The sequence below is a fragment of the Vallicoccus soli genome (genome assembly GCF_003594885.1).
Taxonomy (GTDB): Bacteria; Actinomycetota; Actinomycetes; order Motilibacterales; family Motilibacteraceae; genus Vallicoccus; species Vallicoccus soli.
Map to the genome: position 1 here is coordinate 19,766 of NZ_QZEZ01000003.1, position 25,079 is coordinate 44,844.

A 25,079-nucleotide genomic window follows, 5' to 3' on the forward strand; every position below is an offset into this window, starting at 1 on the left:
GCGCCCCTCAGCCGGCCGGGCGCAGCACCGCCACGCACTCCACGTGCTGCGTCATGGGGAACAGGTCGAACGCCCGCAGGCCCTCCAGGGCGTAGCCCCGCTCGGCGAACCAGGCCAGGTCGCGCGCGAGCGCGGCGGGGTCGCAGGCGACGTACGCGACCGCCCGCGCGCCCGACGCGGCCACGGCGGCCACGACCTCGCGCCCCGCGCCGGTGCGCGGCGGGTCGAGCACCACGAGGTCCGCCCGGCGCAGCCCCTCGCGGCGCAGCACCCGGGCGACGTCCCCGCGCTCGACCCGCGCGTGCGCGAGGTCCGCGAGGTTCTCCCGCGCGTGCGCGGCGGCGGCGCGGTCGCCCTCCACCGCGACGACCCGCCCGGTCAGCCCGACCCGCTCCCCCAGCGCCCCGGCGAAGAGCCCGACCCCGGCGAAGAGGTCGAGCACCCGCTCGCCCTCGCGCGGCGCGAGGCCCTCGAGCACCGCGTCGACGAGGACCTGCGCGGCGCCGGGGTGCACCTGCCAGAAGCCGTCCACCGCGACGCGCCAGTCACGCCCGGCGGCCCGCTCCACCACCACCTCGTCGGGGCCGGCCCCCGGCGGCGACGGCACGAGGGCCGGGCCCGAGGCCGCCGCCACCGCCTCCACCGCGCGGGTCCCCGGCCAGGGCCGGTCGGTGACGCCGAGCGCCACGACCGCCGGGGCCGCGATGCGGCACCAGCTGATCGGCTCGACCTCGTGGGAGCGGTGCCGGCGCAGGCCGGCCCGCCCGGACGCGTCGACCGCGTACGTCACCCGGGTGCGCCAGCCGAGCCCGCCGTCGTCGCCCGGCACCGCCTCGACGACGACGTCGCGCTCGAGCCCGGCGAGCCGGCGCAGCTGCTCCTGGACGACCGCGGCCTTCAGGCGCCGCTGCTCGGCGAGGTCCACGTGCTGCCAGTCGCAGCCGCCGCAGCGTCCCGGCCGGGCGTGGGGGCACGGCGGCTCGACCCGGTGCGGCGAGGCCTGCAGGACCTCGACGGCGTCGGCGCGCAGGAACCGGTCGCCCTCGCGGCCCTCGGTGACGCGGGCCCGCACCCGCTCCCCCGGCGCCGTGTGCCGCACGAAGAGCACGCGCCCCTCGTGCCGCGCGACGCAGTGCCCGCCGTGCGCGACCGGGCCGACCTCGACCTCGACCTCGGTGCCGGCGAGGTCCGCCCCGCGCTGCGCGCCCTCGCGCGCCCGCCGGCTCAGAGCTCCGCCCGGACGCGGTCGTCGGCGGGGGCCGCCGCGCCGCGGCGCACGTCGCCGGGGGCCGAGGCGTCGAGGCGCGCCTCTGCGTCGGCGGACGAGCGCAGCTGCCACGGCACGCTCGTGACCATGATCCCCGGGGTGAAGAGCAGCCGGCCCTTGAGCCGCAGCGCGCTCTGGTTGTGCAGCACCTGCTCCCACCAGTGCCCGACCACGTACTCCGGGATGTAGACCGTCACGACGTCGCGGGGGCTGGCCCGGCGCACCGACTTGACGTAGTCCACGACGGGGCGGGTGATCTCGCGGTACGGCGAGTCGAGCACCTTGAGCGGCACCGGGATGCCGCGGCGGTCCCACTCGGCCTGCAGCGCGCGCACCTCGTCCTCGTCCACGGAGGCGGTGACCGCCTCGAGCGTCGAGGGGCGCGAGGCGCGGGCGTACGCCAGCGCGCGCAGCGTCGGCTTGTGGATCTTGCTGACGAGGACGATGGCGTGGTTGCGGCTCGGCAGCATCGGCGGCTCGGCGTCGTCGTCGACCGCGAGCTCGCGGGCGACCCGGTCGTAGTGCTGCTGGATGCCGCGCATGAGCAGGAAGAGCACCGGCATCGCGAGGAAGACGAGCCAGGCCCCGTGGGTGAACTTCGTGATCGTCACGATGACGAGGACGAGGCCGGTGAGCGAGGCGCCGGTGGCGTTGATGGCCCGCGAGCGCACCATCCGCGCGCGCTCCTCGGGCGCCGGGCCCTCGGCGAGCAGCCGGTTCCAGTGCCGGACCATGCCGATCTGCCCGAGGGTGAACGAGGTGAAGACGCCGATGATGTAGAGCTGGATGAGCCGGGTGACCGAGGCCTCGAAGGCGACGATGAGCACGCCCGCCGCGCTCGCCAGGACGATGATCCCGTTGCTGAAGACGAGCCGGTCGCCGCGGGTGTGCAGCTGGCGGGGCAGGTAGCGGTCCTGGGCGAGGATCGAGCCGAGCAGCGGGAAGCCGTTGTACGCCGTGTTGGCCGCGAGGATGAGGATCGCGGCCGTCGCGGCCTGGATGAAGAAGAAGAACGGCGAGGTGTCGCCGCCGAACACGGCCGCCGCGACCTGCGCGATGACCGTCCGCTGCACGTGCCCGCTGCAGTCCTCGAGCCCGATGAGGTCGCAGGAGTTCTCGACGTACCGGACGTCGCTGATGAGGGCCAGCGCGGTGATGCCGAGGAACATCGACATCGCCAGCGTGCCCATGAGCAGCAGCGTGGTCGCCGCGTTCCTGCTCTTGGGCTTCTTGAACGCCGGCACGCCGTTCGCGATGGCCTCCACGCCGGTCAGGGCGGTGCAGCCGCTGGAGAACGCGCGCAGGACGAAGAACACCAGGGCCAGGCCGGCGATCCCCGTCTGCTCGGGCTCGACGTCGTACGGGGCGCTCTCGGCCACCGGCGCGTCGCCGAGCAGCGTGCGCAGCAGCCCCCACACGACCATGCCGAGGACGCCGACCACGAAGAGGTAGGTGGGCACGGCGAACGCCGTGCCGGACTCGCGCACGCCGCGCAGGTTCATCGCGGTGAGGAAGACGACGAAGCCGACGGCGATGGCCACGCGGTGGTCCACGAGCGCCGGGACCGCCGAGATGATGTTGTCCACGCCCGCCGAGACGGACACCGCGACGGTGAGGACGTAGTCGACGAGCAGGGCGCTGGCGACGGTGAGGCCGGCCTTGTCGCCGAGGTTCTCCCGGGCGACCTGGTAGTCGCCGCCGCCCGTCGGGTACGCGTGCACCAGCTGGCGGTACGAGGCGACGACGACGCAGAGCAGCACGAACACCGCGGCGGCGAGGTACGGCGTGAGGTAGAGGTACGCGAGCCCGCCCAGCGTGAGCATGAGCAGGATCTCCTGGGTCGCGTACGACACCGAGGACAGGGGGTCGGACGCGAACACCGGCAGGGCGAGGCGCTTGGGCAGCAGCGTCTCGCCGAGGCGGTTGCTGGGGAGGGCCCGCCCCACGAGGATGCGCTTGGGCAGGTCGGTCACCTTGGACACTCGGTCCATGCTAGGCCCGCCCCGGCGCGCTGCGTGTAGCGTCGGCCGTCGACCGCCCGTCCGGGCGCGCGGTGTCGAGCAGGAAGGCGTGGGACCGCTCCGTGCACTTCGTGATCATGGGGTGCGGGCGGGTCGGCTCGACCCTCGCGCACAGCCTCGAGGACAAGGGGCACACGGTCGCCGTCGTCGACCAGGCGGCCGACGCGTTCCGCCGGCTCGGCTCGCACTTCCAGGGGCGCACCGTGACCGGGGTCGGCTTCGACCGCGACACCCTGCTCGAGGCCGGCATCGAGGACGCGTACGCCTTCGCCGCGGTGAGCAGCGGCGACAACTCGAACATCCTCGCCGCCCGGGTGGCCCGCGAGACCTTCGGCGTGGAGAACGTCGTCGCGCGCATCTACGACCCGGGGCGCGCCGAGGTCTACCAGCGCCTGGGCATCCCCACCGTCGCCACGGTGCGCTGGACCGCCGACCAGATGCTCCGGCGCCTGCTCCCCGCCGGGGCGGAGGCCGAGTGGCGCGACCCCACGGGGACGGTCCGCCTCGCCGAGGTGCACGTCGACCCCTCGTGGGTCGGCCAGCGGGTGTCCAGGCTCGAGCGCGACTCCGGGGCGCGCGTCGCCTTCCTCACGCGGTACGGCGCCGGCGTGCTCCCCGAGCCCGGCACCGTCGTGCAGGACGGCGACCTCGTCCACCTCGTGATGCGCGACGAGGACGCCGAGCGCATCGAGGACCTCTTCGCCCGCGGACCGGAGGCCTGACGTGCGCGTCGCCATCGCAGGGGCCGGCAGCGTCGGCCGCTCCATCGCCCGCGAGCTGCTGCAGAACGGCCACGAGGTGCTCCTCGTGGACCGCAGCCCCTCGGCGATCAAGGTCCAGAGCGTGCCCGACGCCGAGTGGCTCGTCGCCGACGCGTGCGAGATCGCCTCGCTCGAGGAGGCCGGGCTCCAGCGCTGCCAGGTGGTGGTCGCCGCCACCGGCGACGACAAGGTCAACCTCGTCGTCTCGCTGCTGGCCAAGACCGAGTACGGCGTCCCCCGCACCGTCGCCCGGGTCAACAACCCGAAGAACGAGTGGATGTTCGACGAGGCCTGGGGCGTCGACGTCGCGGTCTCGACCCCGCGCATCATGACCGCCCTCGTCGAGGAGGCCGTGAGCGTCGGCGACCTCGTGCGCATCTTCACGTTCCAGCAGTCCGGCACCGACATGCTCGAGATCACGCTGCCGGTGGACTCCCCCATGGCGGGCACCCGGGTCGGCGACGTCGCCTGGCCCGCCGACACCGCGCTCGTGGCGATCATCCGCGAGGGGCACCCCGTCGTGCCGAGCCAGGACGACCCGCTCGAGGCCGGCGACGAGCTGCTCTTCGTGGCGAGCCCCGACATGAGCCGCGAGCTCGAGGACCTGCTCGCCCCGCACCTGCGCTGAGGTTCGGGGCGGGTCAGCGCTCCTGCTGCGGCGCCCCGTCGGCACCGGAGCCCGGCGGGTCCACGATGCGCACCGGGACGGCGAACGGCCGCTTGACCGCCGGCGGGACCCGGCGCAGCACGAGCCACGACAGGGCGATGGCGAGGCCGAAGAGCGGGAAGCCCATGGCCACCCGCGCGATGCCGAGCGCCTCGACGGCGCCGGCCTCGTACAGCGGCCACTGCACGGCGAGCCGCGACAGGAAGAGGGCGACCCAGATCCAGCTCGCCCGCTGGTACGCCCGCAGCCGGCGCGGGTCGTCGCGCCAGGCGAAGCCCTCGCCGAGCAGCGGGCCGAGGAAGACCCCGAGCAGCGGCCACCGCACGAAGATCGAGACGACGTAGCCCGCGGCGTACGCGACGTTGATCCAGAGCCCGGGCAGGTAGAAGTCCTCCGCGCGGCCGGTGCGCGAGGCGACGAAGGCGCAGACGCCGACGCCGAGCAGGCCGCCGAGCGCCTGCTGGGGGGACTCCCGGCGCACGAGGCGCACGAGGGCGATGAGCGCGGCGAGCCCCACCGCGGCGTAGACGGACGGGCGCAGCTCGGAGGTCAGGGCGTACGCGACGACGAAGACGACGCCGGGCACCACCGACTCGACGATGCCGACCGGGCCGCCGACGGCCGCCACGACGTCGAGGCGGTCCTGCTCGGCCAAGGCGCGCAGGCCCGCCCGGCGCCCCTGCTGCCCCTGCTGGTGCTGCGGGCCCTGCTGGTGCTGCGGGCCCTGCTGGTGCTGCGGGCCCTGCTGGTGCTGCGAGCCCTGCTCCGACCCGTGGGCGCTGCCGCCGGTCGCGCTCATCCGTCCTGCGCGGGACCCGTGCAGCGCAGCTCGTAGCGCGGGTTGTACATGGTCGGCCGGCCCTCCTCGCACGAGACGAGCCCGTGCGCGACGACCGGGCGGCCCGGGACGATGCCGGGGATCTGACGGCGCCCCAGCCACACCACGTCCATGGTGCCGGAGCCGTCGTAGAGCTCGGCCACGAGCGCCGGGACGCCGGCACGGGGCCGCAGGGTCACGGTCCGCAGGGTGCCGGCGACGGTCACGCGCTGGCGCGCGGCCAGCTCGGCGACCGGGGTCGCACCGACGACGGTGCAGGTGGTGCGCAGCTCCTCGGCCTCGAGCTCCTGCGGCGAGGAGGCGAAGCGGGCGAGGGCGCGGCGCAGGCGGCTCGGGGCGGCGACGCTCATGCCCCCAGGCTATCCCCGTCCGGGGCGTGCGTCGCCGGGACCGGGGGAAGGCTCGGGTCACATCGGGCGACGACGAGGGGCAGGGGCATGCAGGAGCAGGCGGTCGAGGCGTCGGCGCTGGAGCCGGGCCGGGTGCGGCGGGTCGGGCCGTGGGCGGTGGGGCTCTCGCAGGGCGAGCCGTTCGCGACCTCGCGGCGCTGCCGGCACCAGCTCGCGGACCTCAGCGAGGGCACCGTCGACGCCGACGGGTGCCTCGTGTGCCCGTGGCACCAGAGCCGGTACGACGTGCGGACCGGCGCGATGGTCTCCGGGCCGAAGGGGTTCCTCGGGTGGCACGGGCCGACGCCGGGCTACACCCAGCTCGTCCTCGCCTACGGCCGCAAGCTGCGGCTGCGCCTCGGCAAGGTCGCGCGGGACGGGTCCCGCCTCGTCATCCGCTGAGCCGGCGGGTCAGCGGACCTCGGTGATCTCCGGGCCGCGCTCGAAGGGCTTGAGGTCGTCGCGCGCGGGGGCGCCGGCGTCGTCGGCGCCGCCCTCCTCGGCCGGGGCCTGCTCCTGCTGGTCCTCGTCGACCTGCGCCTGGGGCGGGAGGCGCAGCGGGATCGGCTCGCGCGGCGCCATGGCCGTGCCGCCGCGGACGACGACGATCCCGCGGAAGAGCGCCTCGAGCGGCTCGGCCGCGGCCGGGTCGACGGCCGCGACGCCGGAGAAGACGCCGCGCAGGAACCAGCGCGGACCGTCGACGCCGACGAAGCGCACCGCCTGGCGCCCGACCTGCCCGTCGGGCAGGCGCACCGGCACCTCGGCGAGCAGCTCCGTGCCGAGGGCGCTCTGGCGCTCCCCCGCCCGGCCGCCCTGGCCGAGGATCCCCTGCGCGATCTCGCGGCGGACGTCCGACCAGACGCCCTCGGTGCGGGGGGCCGCGAAGGCCTGCACCTGCACGGCGCCCTGGCCGAGCACCGCCGCGACGCTCACGACCTGCTGGGAGGACTGGTCCATCTCGACGCGCAGCTCCATGCCCTGCACGCCCGGCAGCCAGATGCCACCGAGGTCCACGCGCCCGCCCTCGGCGGGGTCGTCCACCTCGGTCACGTCGAACGGACCGCCGCTGCGGTCCACGGCGCCCGCGGCGCGCGGGGGCGCACCAGCGCCCCCGGGGGCCCCGGGGGCCCCGGGGCCCGCAGAACCCCCATCCCCGTCCCCGGGCCCGTCCTCGGCCCCGTCGGCGGCGCTCGCCACGACCTCGTCGGTCCCCGGCGCGGCGTCCTCGCCCTTCTTGCGGCGGCGTCCGAACACGGTCATCCCCCTCCTGGCGCCGTGACCGGCGCCGACGTGCGGTGGTGCTCCCCGGCGGGCGCCGGCACCGGCGCGCCGTACCCGGTGGAGCCGTGCCCGCCCTCGCCGCGGGCGGACCCCGGCAGGGCGTCGACGAGCTCGAACGCGGCCCGCTCGACGCGCTGGACGACGAGCTGCGCGACCCGGTCGCCGCGGCGCAGGCGCACCGGCTCGGCCGGGTCGAGGTTGACGAGGCAGACCTTCACCTCGCCGCGGTAGCCCGCGTCCACGGTGCCCGGCGCGTTGACGATGCTCACCCCGTGCCGGGCCGCGAGGCCCGAGCGGGGGTGCACGAAGCCCGCGTAGCCCTCCGGCAGCGCGAGCGCGACCCCGGTGCCGACGAGGCGCCGCTCGCCCGGCGCCAGCTCGACGTCCTCGCGGGTGCACAGGTCGGCGCCCGCGTCGCCCGGGTGCGCGTACGCCGGCACCGGCAGGCCGGGGTCGAGGCGCTGCAGCAGCACCCGCACGCCCGTCGGGGCCGGGCCGGGCGCGCCGTCGCGGTGGCTGGTCATCGCGCCCGACCCTACCCGCCGGTCCCGGCGGGCTCCGCGCGCCCGAAGAGGCTGCGCTCCATGAGCGAGACCGGCAGGCGGCCCGAGCCCGCGGCGCGGTCGTGGAACGCGCGCAGCGTGCCCCGGCCCTCGGCGAGCCAGCGCTCGCGCAGCCGCGCGATCTCCAGGGCCCCGGTGAGGTACGACGCCGCCTGCGTCGGCCAGGCGCAGTAGCGCAGGACCTCGGCGCGGGCGGTCTCGCGCGAGAGCGAGGTGCGGGTGGCCATGTGCTCGACCGCCTCCTCGACCGACATCTCCCCCAGGTGCAGGGAGGTGTCGACGACGATGCGCGCGGCGCGGAACAGGCGCATGTCGCGCTGGGCGAGCTCCTGCTGCGGGGTGGTGAAGAAGCCCTGCTCGCGCATGAGGTCCTCGGAGTAGAGGCCCCACCCCTCCACCACGTAGGTCGAGCCGAAGAGCGTGCGCAGGACCCGGGCGCCGCCCGGCGCCCGGCCGGAGGCGATCCAGGCGAAGTGCCAGTGGTGCCCGGGGTAGGCCTCGTGCACCGTGATGGACCACAGGGTCGAGCGGCTGTTCGTCGCCAGCCGCTGCTGCACCTGCTCCGGCGTCGCGCCCTCCGGCGGGTAGGGCACGAAGAAGTGCCCGGTGCCGCGCCCGGCGAAGGGCGGCGGCTGGATGTAGTGCGCGACGGCGAGCATGCCGCGGGTGAAGGGCGCGGAGGGGACGACGCGGCACTCCTCGCCGTCCGGCAGCGTCACGAGGTCGCGCTCGGCGCAGAAGGCGCGGGCGCGCGCCGTCGCCTCGCGGTACTCGGCCAGCAGCTCCTCCGGCGACGCGGCGTGGTCCGCGTTGAGCTCCTCGAGCAGGGCGCGCCAGTCCGCGCCGTCCCCGCCGCCGCGCAGCGCCGCGGTGCGCGAGCGCAGGTCGTCGAGCAGGGCGTCGTACGCCTCCCGGCCCCGCTCGCGCATCGCGCGGGCGCCGTAGGGCAGGCCCTCCGCGTCGCGCAGCAGGGCGTCGTAGCGCTCCTCCCCGAGGGCCCAGCTCCCGCGCGCCCGCCCGGCCAGCTCCTCCAGGTGCGCCCCGAAGCGCTCGTACGCCGCCGCGGCCCGCTCACCGGCCTCCTCGACCCCCGCGCGGCGCGCCTCGTCGGGGTCGAGCTGGCCCGCGACCGAGCGCGCGTACGCCGCGCCCGCGGCGACCTGGCCCAGCGACCGGCGCAGCAGGACGGGGTCGGCGAGGTCGGGGTCGAGGTTGGCCTCGCCCTGCGCCAGCAGCGCGGGGGTCGCGTCGAGGCGCGCGGCGACGGCCCGGGCGAGCGGGCCCGGCTCGCGCAGGCGGTGCAGCAGCAGGCCGTGCACGCCGGACAGCGCGGTCCCGGCGTAGGTGTCGGCGCTGCGCCGCCAGGGCGCCCAGTCGCGCAGCGCCCGCCGCCCCCGCAGCACCATGAGGACCAGGTCGCGGTCGATGCGCTCGTCGTCGTCGAGGTCGCCGTCCGCCAGCGCGCCGAAGCGCTCGAGCCAGGCGTCCTCGCGCGCCTCGCGCGCCGCGACCGCCGCGGCCGACAGGTCGGGGAGGCGCTCGTCGTGCTCGGTGAGGCCCAGCGCGCTGCCCAGCGTCGGGCTGGCCTCGAGCTGGTCGGCGGCGAGCTCGAGGGCCAGGGCGTCGAACGGGCGCGCGGGGGGCGGCAGCGGCATGGGGCGACCCTAGGCGAGCGCTCCGACGGGACCGGCGGGACGGCCCCGCGGCGCCGCCGGGCCGCTCCCCCGCGGGCGGCGCGTGGCAGGCTGGGCGGGTGGCGAGCACGCGCGGGACGGACCGGCCGGCGGCGGCGCAGGGGCCGGTGCGCTACCGCGAGCGCATCGGCGCCCCCTGGTGGATGTGGGCGACCCTCGTGGCCCTGGCGCTGAGCGCCTGGCTCGTCATGCTCGTGGTCCTGGGCCCGCTCGGCGCGCTCTGGACGGCGCTCGCGGTGCTGCTGCTCGGCGGCACGGGGCTGGTGCGCTCCGCCGCCGTCGTCGAGGTGCGCCTGGGGGGCGACGGGGAGCTGCGCGCGGGCCGCGCGCGGCTCCCGCTGTCGGTCGCGGGCGCCGTGGTGCCGCTCGACGCCGAGCGCGCCGCGCACGCACGCGGTCCGGGGATCGACGCGCGCGCCTACCACCTGCTGCGCGGCTGGGTCCCCACCGCCGTCCTCGTCGAGGTCCGCGACCCGAGGGACCCGACGCCCTACTGGTACGTCTCGACCCGCCGCCCCGAGCGCCTGGCGCGGGCGCTCGAGGAGGCCCGCCCCGGCGCCGCGGGCGCTCCCTCGCGGGGCGCGCCCGGGGACGGAGCGGGCCCGGGCTGAGCTCCCCCGCCCCGGCGGCTCACCGGGCGGGGGTCGTGCGCGGCCGGGCACCCCGCTGCGGGGTCCGGCCGGCGGTCGTGCGCGTCAGGCGCACTCGGTGCAGACGAGCTGCCCGCCGTCCTCGCTGGCGAGCTGGCTGCGGTGGTGCACGAGGAAGCACACCGAGCAGGTGAACTCGTCCGCCTGGCGCGGGAGCACCCGCACCGAGAGCTCCTCGTTGGACAGGTCGGCGCCCGGCAGCTCGAGGTTCTCCGCGAGCTCGGCCTCGTCGACGTCGACGGTGCTGGCGCCCTTGTCGACCCGCCGGGCCTTCAGCTCCTCGATGCTGTCCTCGTTGATGTCGTCGTCGGTCTTGCGCGGGGTGTCGTAGTCGGTGGCCATGCTCGGGGCTCCCCCTCGGGTGCTGCTGTCGTGTCCGTCGCGCGGCTAACGCGGGCGGGGCCCGGTTCATGCCCGCCGTCGGGCCGCAGATGGTACCGACCCGCGGGCCGGTCCCGTACCACCGCGCCCCTCACGCGTCGTGGCAGGGCGAGGACGAGCAGTCACCACCGGCCGCGGTCGCAACCAAACGCGGCGCCCGGACGTCGTACAGGCGAGGACGGGACCGGCGGGACGCCCTGCGGGGGCGCCCGCGACGCGCGAGGAGGCGCCATGGGTGAGTTCGCGACGGAGCTGCGCCGGCGGGTGCTGGTGGCCGAGCAGGCCCTGCTGGCCGCCCGGTCCGACGGCGACGACTACCTGCAGGCCGTGCACACGGGCGAGCTGGAGTCGCTGCGGCGGCTCGCGGCCGCCCACGGGGTGGCGCTCGCGCGCACCCTGCCCGAGCAGGCGCCGCCGGCACCCGTCGCGCTGCCCGAGCGCGAGCCGGTCGCGGGCTAGGCGCCCGGCCGGCCCCCCGCCCCGCCGCTCAGGCGGGCCAGGAGGCCGGCCAGGCCGCGTCGAGCAGGGCGTGCAGGTCGTCGAAGAGCGGGTCCGCCGCCGCGAGCACGAGCTCCTCGGACTCGGGGGCGCCGCGCAGCCCGCCGACCCGCACGCCCGCCTCGCGCGCCACGAGGGCCGCCGCCGCGACGTCCCAGTGGTGGGTGCCGCGCTCGAAGTACGCGTCGTGCCGTCCCCCGGCCACGCCGCACAGGTCGAGCGCCGCCGACCCCGCGCGGCGCAGGTCGCGCACCCGCGGCAGCACCTGCGCGGCCACCTGCGCCTGCAGCGCGCGGTGGCGCGCCTCGTAGCTGAAGCCGGTGGCGACGAGCGCCTGCCCGAGGTCCGCGCCGCGCCCGCGCCGCAGGGGCCGGCCGTCGAGGTGGGCCCCGCCCCCGCGGGTCGCGGTCCAGGTCTCGCCGAGCGCCGGGGCGGCCACGACGCTGGCCACCACCTCGCCGTCGACCTCCGCGGCGATGCTCACGGCCCACTCCGGCAGGCCGTACAGGTAGTTGACGGTCCCGTCGATCGGGTCGACCACCCAGCGCACCCCGGTGCTGCCGGTGGCCGCGGCGCCCTCCTCCCCCAGCACGCCGTCGTCCGGGCGCTCGGCCCGCAGCGTGCGGACGACGAGCTCCTCCGACCCCCGGTCCATCGCCGTGACGACGTCGGTGGGGCTCGTCTTCGTGGCGGCCACGTCGAGGTCGGCCGGGCGCTCCTGCACCAGGAAGCGCCCGGCGGCGCGGGCGGCGCGCAGGGCGAGGTCGAGCAGGTCGGCGGGCGCGGGCGCGGTGCTCACCCGCCCATCCTCGTCAGTCGCGACCGCACAGGGCGGGGCGGGGTCCGCGCAGGTTGCGGCAGCAGCCGACCGGGCACACGTCGTGGCTCGGCGGCAGGGCCCCCACCGCGGGGCGCGCGGGGCGCGCGCCGGCCTCGGCCTCGTCCCGCTCGACCACGAGCTCGCGCAGCGCCGCGACGAACCGGGGGTCGGTGCCCACCGTCGCCGCGCGCTGGTACGGCAGCCCGAGCCGCTCCGCGGTCTCCCGGGCCTCGGTGTCGAGGTCGTAGACGACCTCCATGTGGTCGCTGACGAAGCCGATGGGGGCCACGACGACGCCGGGCACGCCCTCGCCGTGCAGGGCCTCGAGGTGGTCGTTGACGTCCGGCTCGAGCCACGGCTGGGTGGGCGGCCCGGAGCGGCTGCAGTAGACGAGGTCCCAGCGGTGCGCGCGCCCGGTGCGCCGCGCCACCTCCGCGGCGACGACCTCGGCGACGGCGCGGTGCTGGCGCTCGTACGCCCCGCCCTCCGGCCCGGCGGCCGCGGCCATCCCGGTGGGGATCGAGTGCGTGGTGAAGGCGATCGCGGCGCCCTCGCGCGCCCCCTCGGGCAGCGCGGCGAGGGAGTCCACCACGGCGTCCACGGTCGGCGCGACGAAGCCGGGGTGGTTGAAGTAGTGGCGCACCTTGTCCAGGGCGGGCGCGCCGGGGACCTCGGCGGTGGCCGCCGCGAGGTCCTCGCGGTACTGCCGGCAGCCCGAGTACGAGGCGTAGGCGGACGTCACGACGCACAGGGCGCGGCGCACGCCGTCGTCGCGCATCTGCGCGAGCGCGTCGCGCAGGTAGGGGTCCCAGTTGCGGTTGCCCCAGTAGACCGGCACGTCGACCCCGTGCTCGCCGAAGTCGCGGCGCAGGGCCTCGAGCAGGTCGCGGTTCTGGCCGTTGATCGGGCTCACGCCGCCGAAGAGCATGTAGTGCTCCCCCACGGCCGCCAGGCGCTCGCGCGGGATGCCGCGGCCGCGGGTGACGTTCTCGAGGAAGGGGATCACGTCGTCGGGGCCCTCGGGCCCGCCGAACGACACCAGGAGCACCGCGTCGTACGTCTTCACGGCACGATCCTCGCAGCGCCCCCGGGCGCGCGCAGGGCGGGACCGGGGTGGCGGTCCTCACGCCGCCGCCGCTCGCAAACCTGTCGGCGGCGGGGCCCGGCGTGCGCGAGGCTGGTGGAGGGGCTGCCGGGCGGCAGCACCGCCGCGGCGCGCGCAGCCCGCGGCGCGACGACGGGGAGGGCGATGTTCCGGCCGTACCGGGAGGTGCTGGCGCTCCCGGGCGCCCTGGCGTTCTCCGCCGCGGGCGTCCTGGCGCGCCTGCCGATCTCCATGCTCGGCATCGGCACCGTGCTGCTCGTCGAGGGCGCGCGGGGGTCGTACGCGCTCGCCGGCGCGGTCTCCGCGGTGCTCGTCGTCGTCGCGGCGGTCATGGCCCCGCAGGTCGCGCGGCTCGTGGACCGCTCCGGGCAGGCGCGGGTCCTCGTCCCCGCCGTCCTCGTGCACACCGGCGGCGTGCTCGCGCTCGTCGCGTGCGCGCTCACCGACCTGCCCGCCTGGACGCTCTTCGCCGCCGCCGTCGTCGCCGGCTCGGTGCAGGGCTCGGTGGGCGCGCTGGTCCGCGCGCGGTGGAACGCGCTGCTCGGCTCCAGCCCCCGCCTGCACGCGGCCTTCAGCCTGGAGTCCGTCCTCGACGAGGTCGTCTTCGTCGTCGGGCCGCTGCTCGTCACGACCCTGGCGACCGCGGTCGCGCCCGCCGCCGGCCTGCTGGCGGCCGCGGTGGCCGCGCTCGTCGGCGGGCTCGCCCTGGCGGCCCAGCGGCGGACGGAGCCGCCGACGACCGGCCGCCCGGCCGGCGCCGGGACGTCGGTGGCGGGGTCGCCCGGGATGCTCGCGCTCGCGGCCGTCTTCGTCTTCGTCGGCGGGCTCTTCGGCTCCGCGGAGATCGTCACCGTCGCGTTCACCGAGGAGCGGGGCAGCCCCGGAGCGGCGGGCCCCGTCCTGGCGGCCTTCGCCGGCGGGAGCATGGTCGCGGGGCTGCTGTACGGCGCCGTGCACTGGCGCTCCGGCAGCGGCGTCCGCTTCCGCCTCGCGGTCGTGGCCCTGGCGGTCGGCGTGCTGGCCCTGCCCCTCGTCGACGGGGTGCTCGCGCTCGCGCTCGTGCTGGCCGTCGCCGGCGTGACGATCTCGCCGACGATCATCGCGGGCAACGCGCTCGTGCAGTCGCTCGTGGCGCCGCAGCGCCTGACCGAGGGGCTCACCTGGCTCTCGACCGGCATCGGCCTCGGCATCGCCGGCGGCTCGGCCCTGGCCGGCCCGGTCATCGACGAGCACGGTGCGCGGGCCGCGTTCCTCGTCACGTCCGGCAGCGGCGTCCTCGCCGCGGTGCTCGCGGTGGCGGCGGCCCGCTACCTCGTGGAGCGGCCCGCCCCGGCCACCGCGGCGACGGTCGTGCTGCCGGACGCGGCCACCGTCACCCTCCCCGACGCCCAGCGGGGCGCCGCCCCGCTCGGCGACGCCTCGGCGCCCGCCGTCCCCGAGGGCGGCTGGGCCGCCGGCGCGGCCGGCGCCACCGGCGCGGCCCCCGGCCCCGGCGGGGCACCGGCCGGGCGCGGCGGGCGCGGTGGGCGCGCTGGGCGCGGCGGGCACGACCAGGGCCGCGGAGCCCGCGGGGCCGCGTCCTAGCGGCGCACCGGGCGGAGGGGCTCACCGGCCGGCCGGGTCGCGCACCGCGGGCGCGCCCACCCGGGTGCCCGTTCCGCACCCACGACGGGTCCCCCGGAACGGCGTGCCGGGCCTGCGGAGCCGCGACACGCCCAGCACCCGTTGCGCGGAGGGGACGCGCGGCCCCTGCACCCCGGCTGCGCGCAGCGGAGCCGCACCGTGCGCGCCGGCGAGCAGCGCGGCGCCACCGCCGCGGCGCCCGGTGTGCGGCAGCAGGTGCGCGTCCCGCGCACCCGACCGGTCGTCGCCCGCGGCGTGCCGCGCTGGCGGGGCGACGGCACGCGGGCACCGGTGGCGCGCCCGGGGCAGGGGGGCTGCGCGTACGGCCCCCGGGGCGCGACCACCCGCGGCGTCCGGGCGCTGCCCGCCCGCCGTCAGCCGCCGGCAGCGCCCCCGCCCGCGCCGGCACCGGAGCCGGTGCCCGACGCGGTGCCGCCGCCGGTGAGCGGGGCGGGACCGCCGTAGCCCTGCGCGGCGCCGCCGTCCGCGGAGCCGTCGTCGGGCGCCACGGCGTCGCCGCCCTGGGACCCCGTCCCGCTGTCCCCGCCGGCCGGGCCGTCGGACGGGGCCCCGCCCGGCGCGTCGCTCGGGGCCTGGCTCGGGACGTCCGTCGGCGCGTCGGTCGGCGCGTCGGTCGGCGCGTCGCTCGGCGCGTCGGCGGGCTCGTCCGCGGGCTCCTCGCTGCCGGTCGGGGACGGCGACGGGTCGGGCTCGCTGCCCTGCGTGCCCGTGCCCCCGTCACCACTCGAGGAGGGGCTCGGGCTGGGTGCGGGAGCGGGCTCGTCCCGCTCCTCCTCGCCGCTGCCACCGCCGCCGAAGATCCGCTCGCCCGAGCTCTGCGACCCGGTGACGATCGCGTCGATCGGCCGGTCGGCCACGGCCTCCACGGTGCCCAGGACGCCGACGACCCCGGCGAAGATCCCTGCGGCCACGCCCGCGAGCGCGAGGCCGCCGGCCACGGGTCGGCGCGACCGCCGCGGGGCCGCGGGCTCCGCGGCCGGGGCCGAGGTGGCGTACGGCCCTCCGCCGGCGCCCCGCGCCGCAGCCGCCGCCGGACCGGGAGAGCCCTCGCCGTCGCTCACCGGCGGCAGGCCCGTGACCGCGGTGGGCGCGTCGTGCCCGTCGGCGTCGGCCTCGACCCGCTCGACGACCGACCCGTCGGACAGGGTGCGCCGGACGATGCGCCCGCCGGCGACGCGGCGCACCTCGTACCCGGTGCGGTCGATCGAGTAGTTGTAGACGGCGCCGGCGGTCACCGAGAGCGCGCTGACGATGCCCGCCCCGATGACCGTGCCCGTCACCCCGAGGGTCGAGCTGGCCACCGAGGTGGACGTCGCGGCCAGCGCGCTCGCCAGCACCTGCTTGCCGGACAGCTGCAGCTTCGGACGCTCGTCGGTCACCTCGTCACCCATGCGGACCATTGTCGGCGGCCCACGGGGCACCCGGCGGCGCCCGGGGCCCGGTGTCGGCGTGGGTCTGGTCACGCCGGCACCGCCGCGGGTCCACCCGGGGGCGGGGGCGCCACCGGCGGAGGGCGCGCCCCCCGGTGTGGGAGGGTTGGCGCTCTGTGCGCCCGCCACCAGCGGGCGCCGTGGCACGCAGCGCAGGAGGGGCACCGCCGATGGACGACCTGCAGCTCGTCGGCCTCACCGAGGACGGGGAGCACCTCGTGGTGGCCGCCTCCCACGGCGAGCAGTTCCGGCTGCCGCTCGACGACCGGCTGCTCGCCGCGATCCGGGGCGACCTCGTGCGCCTCGGCCAGCTGCAGATCGAGCTCGAGAGCCAGCTGCGGCCGGCGGAGATCCAGGCCCGGATCCGTGCCGGCGCCTCCGCGGAGGAGGTCGCCATGGCGGCCGGCATCCCGGTGGCGAAGGTGCGGCGCTACGAGGGCCCGGTCCTCGCCGAGCGCGAGCACGTCGCGGGGCTCGCGCGCCGCGCGCCGGCACGACGGCGCGGCGACGGCTTCGTCCCGGCCCTCGGCGCGCTCGTCGAGGAGCGGGCCGCGGCCCGCGGGGTGCCCGCCGACGCGCTGCGCTGGGACGCGGCGCAGCGCGAGGACCGTACGTGGACCGTCTCGGTCGTCCTGCCCGCCGGCGCCGCGCCCGTGCGCGCCTCCTGGGTCTTCGACCCCCGTCGCGGCCTGCTCAGCCCGCTCGACGACGAGGCGGCGGCCCTCTCGGGCGAGGAGGCCCCGCCGCGGCCGGCCCCGGAGCCGCGGTCGGCGACCGTACGGCGCCTGTCGAGCGTCCCGCGCCGCTCCCGCGAGGCGGCCGACGCCCTGCCGATGCCGTTCGAGGGGCGTACGGACGACGACCCCGCCGGTGCCGTCCCACCGGCGCCCGACGCACCGCCGACCGTCGCCCCCGGCTCCCCCGACGCTGCCGACGCTGCCGGCGCCCCCGACGACGCGGACGACGGCCTCGAGGCGGACCTCGAGCTGCACCGGGCCACGCCCCCGGGACCCCCGGCCCGACCCGCCCCTGCCGCACGCGACGCGGCTCAGGACGCCGCTCCGGCCGGCACGCCGGGCGAGGACGTCGAGGACGTCCCCCTCGGCGCGGTCGGCGCGCCCCTGCCCCGCGAGCGGGCGGAGCGCGGCGACGACGCGGACGACGGCCGCGGCGGGCGGTCGCGGCGCCGGCAGCGGGGACGCGGACGACCCGCTCCCGGGCCTGCCCGCCACGCCGCCGGCCCCGCGGGCACGGCCGCCGCGCCCGCCGACCCGCTCCCGGTGGCCGGGCAGGCCCCGCAGGACGAGGACCGGCGCGGACCGCGCACGCCGGCCGCCGACGGAGCGCAAGCCGGCGCCGCCTCCGCCCCCGGGCCGGACCGCCTGGCGAGCCCCCTGTCGGGCGGGGACGAGCGGTCGGCGGGCTCTGCCGCAGGCGGCCGCGCCGACGCGCCCGCCGGTTCCGCGGTCCCTGCAGCGGTCCCTGCCGCGCCCCCGGCGCCCGCACCGGCACCGCCCGCACCGGCGGCGGGCGCCGCGCCCGACGAGGACCCGGAGCCCCCGGCGCCGGCCGCCGCGGACGACGCCGCCGAGGAGGCCCCGCAGGGGCCCGCGGCGCGGCGCGCTCCCGCGCGCCACGGCGCCAAGGGCCGCCGCGCCGCCGTCCCCGCGTGGGACGACATCGTCTTCGGCACCCGCCGCAAGGACTGACGCCGCCCGAGAGGACGCCGCGCCCGCTGCCCCCGCCCGGGGGCACCGGGCCCGGTGCCCCCGCCGTGCCGTCGCCGCCCGGCCCCGCACCCCCGCACCCCCGCACCCCCGCACCCCCGCACCCCCTGACGAGCGTCGCTCCAGGACGGGGCGAGGACCGCGTATCACCGCCGGGGGTGCCGTGCTCCTCCCCTCGACCGGCGCACGGGGCGCCGGCGGCGACGAGCGGGGGCCAGGCGATGGCGCGCACGGCACGGGAGGTCCGCGGGGACGGGCAGGGCGGCGCTCGCCGCGCCGGCCTCGACCCGCGCGACGCCCGCCACCTGCGGCGTGAGGAGCTCCTCGTCGCCGCCCGACGGCGCACGCACCGGCGCACCGCGCGCCGCGTGCTCGCGGTCCTGTGACGGCCCCGCTGCCGGGCGCGGGGGGTGGCTGCGCCGTGCACGGGGGCGTGGGCGCGCGCAGCGGCACCCGCGCCGCGGGCAGCGGGGACCCGACCCGGTCGCGCGGCCGCCGGCGGGGGCACCCCGCCGGCGCCGCCGACCGAGCGCGCGGGGACGGCCGGGGGGTCGGCCGCCCGCGCGGCCGGCGCCGGCGGGCGGGGGGCCCGTACGGCGACCGGCGGTGCGGTGCCGCGGGGGGCGGCACCGCGCAGGGCACGGCGACCGGTCGGGGGGCCGGTCGCGGGCCCGGCGGCGGCGCGGCTCGGGGGGGCCGCGCCGCCGCCGGGCCGCCCGCGGGGACGGGGCGCCGCCGGCGCCCCGCGGACCCTGCCGCCCGGGAGCGCCGAGGCGCTAGGCTCCGCGACGCCCTGCAGGACCGGAGGACGGAGCGCGTACGGTGCCTGACCTGCCCGCGGCACCCGGCGCCGCGCCCCGCGCCGGCACGGACGTGCGCGGCGACCTGCGCGGCGACCTGCGGGGCCTCGTCGAGCGCGCGGCCCGCGGCGAGCAGGAGTCCTGGGACGCGCTCGTCGAGCGGTTCGCGCCGCTGGTGTGGAGCGTCGCGCGGGGCTACCGGCTGGGGCAGGCCGACGCGTCGGACGTCAGCCAGACCGTGTGGCTGCGCCTGGTGGAGCACCTGCGCGACCTGCGCGAGCCCCAGGCGCTGCCCGGCTGGCTGGCCACGACCACACGCCACGAGTGCCTGCGCGTGCTGCGCCGCGCCGGGCGCGAGGTGCCCGACGACGACCCGGCGGGCGGTGTCGCGGAGCGCCCGAGCGGGGAGCCCGGGCCCGAGGCCCTGGCCGTGCGGGGCGAGCGCGACGTGCTCGTGTGGCAGGCGCTGCAGACCCTGTCCGACCGCTGCCACCTGCTCCTGCGGACGCTGGCGTGCAGCCCCGAGGCGAGCTACGCCGAGGTGTCGGCCGCCCTGGAGATGCCCATCGGCAGCATCGGCCCGACCCGCTCGCGCTGCCTCGCCCACCTGCGCAAGGCGCTCGCCGGCGTCGGGGTCACCGGCCCGGACTAGGCCCGGGCCGGGCGCCGGCCGCGCCGCTCGCGCGGCAGCCCGACCCGCAGCGCACCCCGCGGCCCCGACCGTCCCAGCCCGGACCGTCCCGGCCCGACCCGTCCCAGCCCGACCCGCAGCGCACCCCGCAGACCCGGAAGGAGGTGCACCGTGAGCCCCGCACCGCGACAAGGGCCGACGGACGCCGACCTGCTCGCCCTCGTCCGGGCGGCCGCCGACGCCGTCGACCCGGTCCCCGAGGGCGTGCTCGCCGCCGCGCGCGCCAGCCTGACCTGGCTCGACGTCGACGCCGAGCTCGCCCGGCTCGTCGAGGACTCCGCGCTCACCGGCGCGGTCGGCGTCCGCAGCGGTGGCGGCCCGCGGCTGCTCACCTTCGAGGGGGGCCAGGGCGACGTCGTGCTGGTGGAGGTGGAGGAGCGCCCGGGCGACCGCCGCCGGCTCACCGGCCAGCTCGTGCCGGGGCGACCGGTCGACGTCGAGGTCCGCCGCACGAGCGGGTCGAGCACCGTGCGGGCCGACGAGCTCGGCCGCTTCGCCCTCGACGACGTGGAGGCCGGCCCGCTGAGCCTCGCCTGCCGGCTGGAGGAGGGCCGGGGCGCGCTCGTCACGCCCTGGACGAGCGTCTAGCGCGCCTCGAACGGCAGCACCTCGGCCGGCCCCTCCGTGCCCGCGACGGCGGAGGTCGTCCGCCGGACGTGGTGGCGGCGGCAGAGGACCTCGTACGCGACCTCGCCCCCGGCCTGCGGCGCCGCCGGCTCGCCCGACGGGCCGCTGTCGCGGACGTCGCCGACGACGACCGTGGCGCCCTCGGTCACCATGGCCCCGTCGACGGTGCGCGCGTTGTGCGTCGCGCGCGCACCGCACCAGCACAGGGCCTCGACCTGCAGCAGCTCGAACCGGTCGGCGAGCTCGATGAGCCGCGCGGAGCCGGGGAAGAGCCGGCCGCGGAAGTCCGTGGTGAGGCCGAACGCCATGACGTCCACACCCAGGTCGTCCACGAGCGCCGCGAGCTGCTCGACCTGCTCCGGCGTGTAGAACATCGCCTCGTCGCACACGAGGTAGTCGACGCGCTCCCCGGCCGTCATGCGCCCGCGCACCAGCGCGCCCAGGTCGAGCCCGGGCGTCACCTCCACCGCCGGGACGACGAGCCCGAGCCGGCTGGACACCCTGCTCTCCCCCGCGCGGTCGTGCGCCGTCAGCACGATGCCGCGCAGCCCGCGCGCCCGGCGGTTGTGGTCGAGCTGCAGGGCGAGCGTGGACTTGCCGCAGTCCATCGTGCCGGAGAAGAAGACGAGCTCGGCCACGGCGGCGGGGACCTCCAGGTGCAGGGCGTGCAGGGCGTGCAGGGCGGGCGGGTGCTGGGCCGGGCTCAGGTGCGCAGGGACAGCAGCGGCACGAGGGCCTCCTCCGGCGTGAGCGAGCCGTGCAGCCCGACGAGGTCGAGGAGCCAGGCGGGCGTGGTGGCCGAGTCGACGAGGCTCGCGCCGCCGAGCGCGGTCGCGACGACGTCCCCGATGCGGGGCAGGACGTGCGGGGCGACCTGCGGGCCGTACCAGCCGGCCGCGACCGCCTCGTCGCGGGACAGCACGAGGAACCGCCCGGCGAGCACCTCGCGCCAGGCGGCGAGGACGTCGGCCCGCGCGCCGGGCCGGGCGTGGGCGTAGCGGGCGCGCGGCTCGCCGGCGACGACCTCGACGCCCTCGCGCAGCGCCGGGAGGGCGGCCAGGTCGAGGCGCTCCGCGCGCGGAGGGTCGACCATCCCGTGGTCGCCGGTGACCTGCAGCAGGCAGCCCGGGGGCAGCCGCTCGGCGAGGTCGGCGAGGAGCCGGTCGACGAGGCGCAGCTCGAGCCGCCACGCCAGGGAGCCGCAGCCGCGCCGGTGCCCCGCCGCGTCGAGGTCGCCGAGGTAGCAGTACACGAGCGAGCGCGGGTCCGCGACGAGCGCCTCCAGGGCGGCGGCGACGCGCTCGCCGGGGGTCTCGGCGGCGGCGTACCGGCCCCCGCGCAGGGCGGCGGCGGTGAGCCCGGCGCCGTCGAAGGCGCGGGGGCCGACGCGGGTGACGGGCACGCCCGCGGCGGCGGCGCGCTCGAACGCGGTCGGCAGCGGCTGCCAGGCCCGCGGGTCGACCCGCTCGTCCCAGCGCAGCGCCTCGAGCGCCCAGTCCTGCCCGGGCACGCGCACGGCGAGACCGACGAGGCCGTGCCGGCCGGCGGGGGCGCCCGTGCCGAGCGAGCCGAGGCTCGTCGCGGTCGTCGTGGGGAACCCGGCGCAGAGCACGGGCGCGGCGTCGAGCAGCCCGGCCAGGAACGGCGCGTCGGCGGCGTGCCGGCGCAGCAGCCGCTCGCCGAGCCCGTCGACGAGGACGAGGCAGGCGCGGGGCGCGGGGGCCGTGGGCAGCGCCCCTCCCGGCTCCCGGCCGAGCACGGCGCCGACGAGGGCGGGGACGACGTCGGCGAGGGTCGCCGGCGCGGCCGCGGGGTCGACCAGGCCGGCGTCGAGCCCCGGGGCCCTCACCGCCCGCGGGAGCGGGTGGTGGCGGCGGAGAGGTCGGCGGCGAAGGCGAGCGCGGCGGTGACGGCCTCGGGCCCCTCCGCCGCGGCGCTGATGCGCAGCGACAGGTCGTCGGCGGTGGCGGACCCGGTGTAGCCGTGGTCGGCGTCGCACTCCGGGTCGCTGCAGCCCGCCGGCTCGAGGTCGACCCGGCTCACCGCGCCCCACGCCACGGTGAGGGTGACCTCCTGCGGGGGGGTGCCGGGGACGTACCGCTCCGGGTCGGGCACGACGCGGGTCACCACGAGCGAGCGGATCCGCCCCACGTCGACGCTCTCGGCGGAGGTCATCGCCACCGGCGCGGCGCCCTGCCCCGGCGCGCCCTGCTCGGCGTGGTCGTCGGTGTGGCCGATGACGAGGCGGCTCGGCGTCAGCGCGAGCACCGTGACGTGCCGGCGCACCTCGTCGCCGTCGAACGTCGTCTCCTGGTGGACCAGGTGCGCGAGGACCTCCTCGCCGGCGATCGCGTCGGCGGTCGCGTCCACGACCAGCGCGGGGTAGTAGCCGGCGCGCTCGATGTCCGCCCGCAGCCGCGCGGGCAGGCCGCGCGCCGTCGTCTGCTCGACCATGGCGCCATCCTCGCACCCGCGCGGGGCCCGGCTGCGCGGGCCGGCGTCAGGACGGCAGGCGCCGCGGCCCCGTGTCCGGCCGCGCGGCCGGCTCGGCGAGGCGCACCCGCGCGTGGAGCACGGCCAGGCCCCGCTCGGCCACGAGCACCGGCAGCTCGAGCTCGGCCACCTGCGGCACCTCGTCGGCCAGGCGGGCGACCCGCAGCAGCAGGTCCTCCAGCGCGTCGGTGTCGACGGGCTCGGCGCCGCGGTGCCCGAAGAGCAGCGGCGCGGCGCGCACCGAGCGCACGAGCTGGCTCACGTCGGTGTCGGTGAGCGGCGGGATCCGGTACGCGCGGTCGCCGAGCAGCTCGGTCGCCAGGCCCGCGAGCCCGAAGGAGACGACCGGGCCGAAGAGCGGGTCCTCGGTGGACGTGACGACGCAGGCGATGCCGGGGCGCGCCATGGGCTGGACGAGGACGCGCCCGGCCCCCGGGCCCAGGCCCGCGACGATGGCGGCGTGCGCGCGCCGCACGGCGGCCTCGTCGACGAGGTCGAGCCGGACGTCCTGCAGGTCCGGGCGCGCGCGCAGGTGGGTGGCGGCGGCCTTGAGCACGACCGGGTACCCGATGCGCGCCGCGGCCGCGACGGCCCCGTCGGCGTCCTCGGCGAGCTCCTGCGCCAGCACCTCGATGCCGTAGCAGGCCAGCAGCGCCGCGGCGTCGTCGGCGCCCAGCTCCAGCCCGCCCGGCGCCTCGACGAGCACGCTGCGCGCGATGGCGCGGGCGGCCCGCCGGTCGACGTCGAGCTCGGGGACGCTGCCGCGGGGGCGGCGGCGCCAGTCCGCGTACGAGGTCGCGGCCGCGAGCGCCCGTACGGCGTCCTCGGGGGTCGGGTAGGACGGCACGGAGCCCGGCGGCGCCGGCTCCGGGCCGCCGGCGCCCGGGGCGCGCAGCTGCTCGGGAACGCCCCGTACGCCGAGGAAGGTCGCCACGACGGTCTTGTCGGAGGCGGCGGCCGCGCCGGCGAGGACCGCGGCCACCTCCTCGTGGCTCGTCACGAGCGGCGGGATGAAGACCGTGACGACCGAGTCGACGCCCGGGTCGGCGAAGACCGCGTCGAGCGACACGCGGAAGTCCTCGGCCGTCGCGGCCGGCGGCAGGGCGATCGGCTGGCCGATGACGTGCAGCCCGGCCTCCGCGCAGGCGTCCGCGGCGAGGAGCCCGAGGGCGTCCGAGTTGCCGAGGATCACGACGCGGTCCCCGGCCGGCAGCGGCTGGGTGACGAGCAGCTGCCCGACGTCGAGCAGCTGCGCCATCGTGTCGACCCGGATCACCCCGGCCTGGGCGAACATCGCGTCGACGGCCGCCGCGGGGACCGTGCTGCGGCGCACGGCGTGGCCCAGCGGCACGCCCTGCGTGGTGCGCCCGGCCTTGATGGTCGCCACCGGCTTGCGCGCCGCGAGGCGGCGGGCGAGGCGGGAGAACTTGCGCGGGTTGCCGATCGACTCGAGGTAGAGCAGCACGACGTCGGTGCGCTGGTCCTGGTCCCAGAACTGCAGCAGGTCGTTGCCCGAGACGTCGGCCCGGTTGCCCGCCGAGACGAAGGAGGACAGGCCGAGCCCGCGGGCGGCGACGGCGTCGAGGATCGCCAGGCCGAGGGCGCCGGACTGGCTGAAGAAGCCGATCCGCCCGACGGGCGGGACGGTGGTCGCGAGCGAGGCGTTGAGGGGGTGCTCGGGGTCGGTGCTCACGACGCCGAAGGAGTTCGGGCCGACGACGCGCATGCCGCTGGCCCGCGCGGCGGCCACCAGGGCGCGCTGGCGCTCGCGGCCGACGGGACCGGTCTCGGCGTACCCGGCGGAGAGCACCACGAGCGAGCGCACGCCCTTGGCGGCGCACTGCGCGACGACCTCCTGCGCCGCCGCGGCGGGCACCGCGAGGACGGCGAGGTCGACCTCGCCCGGCACGTCGAGGATCGAGGGGTACGCCGGCACGCCGGCGACCTCGCGGGCCCCGGGGTTCACGGCCCACACCTCGGGCGGCCCGGCGGCGCGCAGGTTGCGCAGCACGGTCTGACCCACGGAGTCGTACTCGCGGCTGGCGCCGACGACGGCCACCGAGCGCGGGGTGAGCAGGCGCTCGATGGAGCGCGCCTCCGCGCGCTGCTCGCGGTCCTGCAGGACCTCCAGCGCGGTGCCGGTCAGCGCCGGCTCGAACGACAGGTGGACGATCCCGTCGTCGAACGCGGAGCGGACCTCGTACCCGGCGTCCTGGAAGACCCGGATCATCCGGCGGTTCGTCGGCAGGACCTCGGCGACGAACCGGCGCACGCCGCGCTCGCGGGCGGCGGCGGCGATGTGCTCGAGCATGACCGAGCCGAGCCCGCGGCCCTGGTGCGCGTCGGAGATGTTGAAGGCGACCTCGGCCTCGTCGGGCCCGGTGCGGTCGTAGCGCACGACCGCGACGATGTCGTCGCCGATGGTCGCGACGAGCCCGACGCGGTCGTGGTGGTCCACGTGGGTGAACCGCTCGACGTCGCGGTCGCTGAGCTCGGGGTAGGGCGCGAAGAACCGCAGGTAGATCGACTCGGCCGACTGGCGGCGGTGGAACGCGCGCAGCCGGTCCGCGTCCTGGGGCGTGATGGGCCGCACGTGCGCCGTGCCGCCGTCGCGCAGGACGACGTCGGCCTCCCAGTGCGCGGGGTACGGCGCCGTCGCCGTCGGTCCCTCCCCTGTCACACGGGCGAGGCTAGCCGGGACCTGTCGGGGCCGGGCTGCATGATGGGGC

General features: G+C 78.5%; 24 protein-coding genes and 1 pseudogene. 10 read left to right on the forward strand and 15 right to left on the reverse strand.

Annotated elements, in window-relative coordinates:
- Window positions 1–7: 7 nt before the first annotated feature.
- Window positions 8–1,228 carry a class I SAM-dependent RNA methyltransferase gene (locus D5H78_RS08300; RefSeq protein ID WP_119950263.1) on the reverse strand — a complete coding sequence of 407 codons (1,221 nt, stop codon included), beginning with the start codon at window positions 1,226–1,228 and terminating at the stop codon, window positions 8–10.
- Window positions 1,225–3,258 (reverse strand): APC family permease, encoded by a 2,034-nt coding sequence (locus tag D5H78_RS08305; RefSeq protein ID WP_119949990.1) that lies wholly within the window; start codon window positions 3,256–3,258, stop codon window positions 1,225–1,227. Before D5H78_RS08305 ends, D5H78_RS08300 begins: the two co-directional genes overlap by 4 nt.
- A 92-nt stretch (window positions 3,259–3,350) precedes the next feature.
- On the opposite strand from D5H78_RS08305, the gene D5H78_RS08310 reads away from it, so the two are divergent.
- Together D5H78_RS08310 and D5H78_RS08315 are read left to right on the forward strand one after the other, a co-directional pair.
- Complete coding sequence (locus D5H78_RS08310; RefSeq protein WP_119950264.1) at window positions 3,351–4,010, forward strand: potassium channel family protein; 660 nt, start codon at window positions 3,351–3,353, stop codon at window positions 4,008–4,010.
- Window position 4,011: 1 nt separating this feature from the next.
- The gene (locus D5H78_RS08315) at window positions 4,012–4,677 is read left to right on the forward strand and encodes a potassium channel family protein (protein ID WP_119949991.1); all 666 of its coding nucleotides are present in this window, start codon (window positions 4,012–4,014) and stop codon (window positions 4,675–4,677) included.
- Window positions 4,678–4,789: 112 nt separating this feature from the next.
- On the opposite strand, the pseudogene D5H78_RS08320 reads toward D5H78_RS08315, so the two are convergent.
- Together D5H78_RS08320 and D5H78_RS08325 are read right to left on the reverse strand one after the other, a co-directional pair.
- Window positions 4,790–5,515 (reverse strand): annotated as a pseudogene (locus D5H78_RS08320) (DUF3159 domain-containing protein); the annotation flags it as partial.
- Window positions 5,512–5,904, reverse strand: coding sequence for an OB-fold nucleic acid binding domain-containing protein (locus D5H78_RS08325; protein ID WP_119949993.1), 393 nt, complete (start codon window positions 5,902–5,904; stop codon window positions 5,512–5,514). The pseudogene D5H78_RS08320 and the gene D5H78_RS08325, both read right to left, overlap by 4 nt.
- A gap of 87 nt (window positions 5,905–5,991) precedes the next feature.
- Here D5H78_RS08325 and D5H78_RS08330 point away from each other — a divergent pair, with 87 nt between their 5' ends.
- Window positions 5,992–6,345 carry a Rieske (2Fe-2S) protein gene (locus D5H78_RS08330; protein ID WP_119949994.1) on the forward strand — a complete coding sequence of 118 codons (354 nt, stop codon included), beginning with the start codon at window positions 5,992–5,994 and terminating at the stop codon, window positions 6,343–6,345.
- Window positions 6,346–6,354: 9 nt separating this feature from the next.
- Here D5H78_RS08330 and D5H78_RS08335 read toward each other — a convergent pair whose 3' ends face one another.
- From D5H78_RS08335 to D5H78_RS08345, 3 genes are read right to left on the reverse strand one after another with little or no spacing between them, the layout of a single operon-like run.
- Entirely contained in the window at window positions 6,355–7,206 is an 852-nt protein-coding gene (locus D5H78_RS08335) for a DUF3710 domain-containing protein (RefSeq protein ID WP_218566384.1), read from the reverse strand.
- Window positions 7,203–7,751 (reverse strand): dUTP diphosphatase, encoded by a 549-nt coding sequence (dut, locus tag D5H78_RS08340; RefSeq protein ID WP_119949995.1) that lies wholly within the window; start codon window positions 7,749–7,751, stop codon window positions 7,203–7,205. The genes D5H78_RS08335 and dut overlap by 4 nt, the downstream gene beginning before the upstream one ends.
- A gap of 11 nt (window positions 7,752–7,762) precedes the next feature.
- Window positions 7,763–9,445 (reverse strand): DUF885 domain-containing protein, encoded by a 1,683-nt coding sequence (locus D5H78_RS08345; RefSeq protein ID WP_119949996.1) that lies wholly within the window; start codon window positions 9,443–9,445, stop codon window positions 7,763–7,765.
- Window positions 9,446–9,543: 98 nt separating this feature from the next.
- Between D5H78_RS08345 and D5H78_RS08350 the strand changes: the two genes are divergently transcribed.
- The gene (locus D5H78_RS08350; RefSeq protein ID WP_218566385.1) at window positions 9,544–10,095 is read left to right on the forward strand and encodes a DUF3093 domain-containing protein; all 552 of its coding nucleotides are present in this window, start codon (window positions 9,544–9,546) and stop codon (window positions 10,093–10,095) included.
- A gap of 84 nt (window positions 10,096–10,179) precedes the next feature.
- Here the strand turns inward: D5H78_RS08350 and D5H78_RS08355 are convergent, their stop codons facing one another.
- Entirely contained in the window at window positions 10,180–10,476 is a 297-nt protein-coding gene (locus D5H78_RS08355; protein WP_119949997.1) for a DUF4193 domain-containing protein, read from the reverse strand.
- 270 nt (window positions 10,477–10,746) lie between these two features.
- On the opposite strand from D5H78_RS08355, the gene D5H78_RS08360 reads away from it, so the two are divergent.
- A complete protein-coding gene (locus D5H78_RS08360) occupies window positions 10,747–10,974 on the forward strand; it encodes a hypothetical protein (RefSeq protein ID WP_119949998.1) in 228 nt (75 codons plus the stop codon).
- Between the two features lie 28 nt (window positions 10,975–11,002).
- Here the strand turns inward: D5H78_RS08360 and D5H78_RS08365 are convergent, their stop codons facing one another.
- Both D5H78_RS08365 and D5H78_RS08370 read right to left on the reverse strand, forming a co-directional pair.
- Window positions 11,003–11,812 carry an inositol monophosphatase family protein gene (locus tag D5H78_RS08365; RefSeq protein WP_119949999.1) on the reverse strand — a complete coding sequence of 270 codons (810 nt, stop codon included), beginning with the start codon at window positions 11,810–11,812 and terminating at the stop codon, window positions 11,003–11,005.
- A 13-nt stretch (window positions 11,813–11,825) separates the two neighbouring features.
- Window positions 11,826–12,899 carry a ferrochelatase gene (locus D5H78_RS08370; protein WP_119950000.1) on the reverse strand — a complete coding sequence of 358 codons (1,074 nt, stop codon included), beginning with the start codon at window positions 12,897–12,899 and terminating at the stop codon, window positions 11,826–11,828.
- A 183-nt stretch (window positions 12,900–13,082) separates the two neighbouring features.
- Between D5H78_RS08370 and D5H78_RS08375 the strand changes: the two genes are divergently transcribed.
- Window positions 13,083–14,522, forward strand: coding sequence for an MFS transporter (locus D5H78_RS08375; protein WP_177891189.1), 1,440 nt, complete (start codon window positions 13,083–13,085; stop codon window positions 14,520–14,522).
- Between the two features lie 413 nt (window positions 14,523–14,935).
- Here the strand turns inward: D5H78_RS08375 and D5H78_RS08380 are convergent, their stop codons facing one another.
- Window positions 14,936–15,973 (reverse strand): hypothetical protein, encoded by a 1,038-nt coding sequence (locus tag D5H78_RS08380; RefSeq protein WP_119950001.1) that lies wholly within the window; start codon window positions 15,971–15,973, stop codon window positions 14,936–14,938.
- Between the two features lie 209 nt (window positions 15,974–16,182).
- Here D5H78_RS08380 and sepH point away from each other — a divergent pair, with 209 nt between their 5' ends.
- The 4 genes from sepH (at window position 16,183) to D5H78_RS08395 (ending at window position 19,818) form a co-directional block, all read left to right on the forward strand.
- Complete coding sequence (gene sepH / locus D5H78_RS08385; RefSeq protein ID WP_119950002.1) at window positions 16,183–17,721, forward strand: septation protein SepH; 1,539 nt, start codon at window positions 16,183–16,185, stop codon at window positions 17,719–17,721.
- A gap of 239 nt (window positions 17,722–17,960) precedes the next feature.
- The gene (locus D5H78_RS19285) at window positions 17,961–18,125 is read left to right on the forward strand and encodes a hypothetical protein (RefSeq protein WP_165865660.1); all 165 of its coding nucleotides are present in this window, start codon (window positions 17,961–17,963) and stop codon (window positions 18,123–18,125) included.
- Window positions 18,126–18,561: 436 nt separating this feature from the next.
- Entirely contained in the window at window positions 18,562–19,191 is a 630-nt protein-coding gene (locus tag D5H78_RS08390) for an RNA polymerase sigma factor (protein WP_218566386.1), read from the forward strand.
- Between the two features lie 150 nt (window positions 19,192–19,341).
- On the forward strand, window positions 19,342–19,818 hold the full coding sequence (locus D5H78_RS08395; protein ID WP_119950003.1) for a hypothetical protein: 477 nt from the start codon (window positions 19,342–19,344) through the stop codon (window positions 19,816–19,818).
- Here the strand turns inward: D5H78_RS08395 and D5H78_RS08400 are convergent.
- The 4 genes from D5H78_RS08400 to D5H78_RS08415 all read right to left on the reverse strand — a co-directional run bounded on the left by D5H78_RS08400 (window position 19,815) and on the right by D5H78_RS08415 (window position 25,030).
- Window positions 19,815–20,495 (reverse strand): thymidine kinase, encoded by a 681-nt coding sequence (locus D5H78_RS08400; protein ID WP_119950004.1) that lies wholly within the window; start codon window positions 20,493–20,495, stop codon window positions 19,815–19,817. The genes D5H78_RS08395 and D5H78_RS08400 overlap by 4 nt on opposite strands.
- Before the next feature lie 65 nt (window positions 20,496–20,560).
- Complete coding sequence (locus D5H78_RS08405) at window positions 20,561–21,706, reverse strand: alkaline phosphatase family protein (RefSeq protein WP_119950005.1); 1,146 nt, start codon at window positions 21,704–21,706, stop codon at window positions 20,561–20,563.
- Window positions 21,703–22,311, reverse strand: a complete 609-nt coding sequence (locus tag D5H78_RS08410; RefSeq protein WP_119950006.1) for a DUF5998 family protein — start codon at window positions 22,309–22,311, stop codon at window positions 21,703–21,705. Before D5H78_RS08410 ends, D5H78_RS08405 begins: the two co-directional genes overlap by 4 nt.
- A gap of 46 nt (window positions 22,312–22,357) precedes the next feature.
- Entirely contained in the window at window positions 22,358–25,030 is a 2,673-nt protein-coding gene (locus D5H78_RS08415; RefSeq protein ID WP_119950007.1) for a bifunctional acetate--CoA ligase family protein/GNAT family N-acetyltransferase, read from the reverse strand.
- Window positions 25,031–25,079: the final 49 nt, after the last annotated feature.

Coding starts and splice junctions, on each gene's coding strand:
- D5H78_RS08305 (WP_119949990.1), bottom strand. CDS start 3,258: ATGGACCGAGTGTCCAAGGTGACCGACCTGCCCAAGCGCATCCTCGTG.
- D5H78_RS08325 (WP_119949993.1), bottom strand. CDS start 5,904: ATGAGCGTCGCCGCCCCGAGCCGCCTGCGCCGCGCCCTCGCCCGCTTC.
- D5H78_RS08330 (WP_119949994.1), top strand. CDS start 5,992: ATGCAGGAGCAGGCGGTCGAGGCGTCGGCGCTGGAGCCGGGCCGGGTG.
- D5H78_RS08335 (WP_218566384.1), bottom strand. CDS start 7,206: ATGACCGTGTTCGGACGCCGCCGCAAGAAGGGCGAGGACGCCGCGCCG.
- dut (WP_119949995.1), bottom strand. CDS start 7,751: ATGACCAGCCACCGCGACGGCGCGCCCGGCCCGGCCCCGACGGGCGTG.
- D5H78_RS08345 (WP_119949996.1), bottom strand. CDS start 9,445: ATGCCGCTGCCGCCCCCCGCGCGCCCGTTCGACGCCCTGGCCCTCGAG.
- D5H78_RS08355 (WP_119949997.1), bottom strand. CDS start 10,476: ATGGCCACCGACTACGACACCCCGCGCAAGACCGACGACGACATCAAC.
- D5H78_RS08360 (WP_119949998.1), top strand. CDS start 10,747: ATGGGTGAGTTCGCGACGGAGCTGCGCCGGCGGGTGCTGGTGGCCGAG.
- D5H78_RS08375 (WP_177891189.1), top strand. CDS start 13,083: ATGTTCCGGCCGTACCGGGAGGTGCTGGCGCTCCCGGGCGCCCTGGCG.
- D5H78_RS08380 (WP_119950001.1), bottom strand. CDS start 15,973: ATGGGTGACGAGGTGACCGACGAGCGTCCGAAGCTGCAGCTGTCCGGC.
- sepH (WP_119950002.1), top strand. CDS start 16,183: ATGGACGACCTGCAGCTCGTCGGCCTCACCGAGGACGGGGAGCACCTC.
- D5H78_RS19285 (WP_165865660.1), top strand. CDS start 17,961: ATGGCGCGCACGGCACGGGAGGTCCGCGGGGACGGGCAGGGCGGCGCT.
- D5H78_RS08410 (WP_119950006.1), bottom strand. CDS start 22,311: ATGGTCGAGCAGACGACGGCGCGCGGCCTGCCCGCGCGGCTGCGGGCG.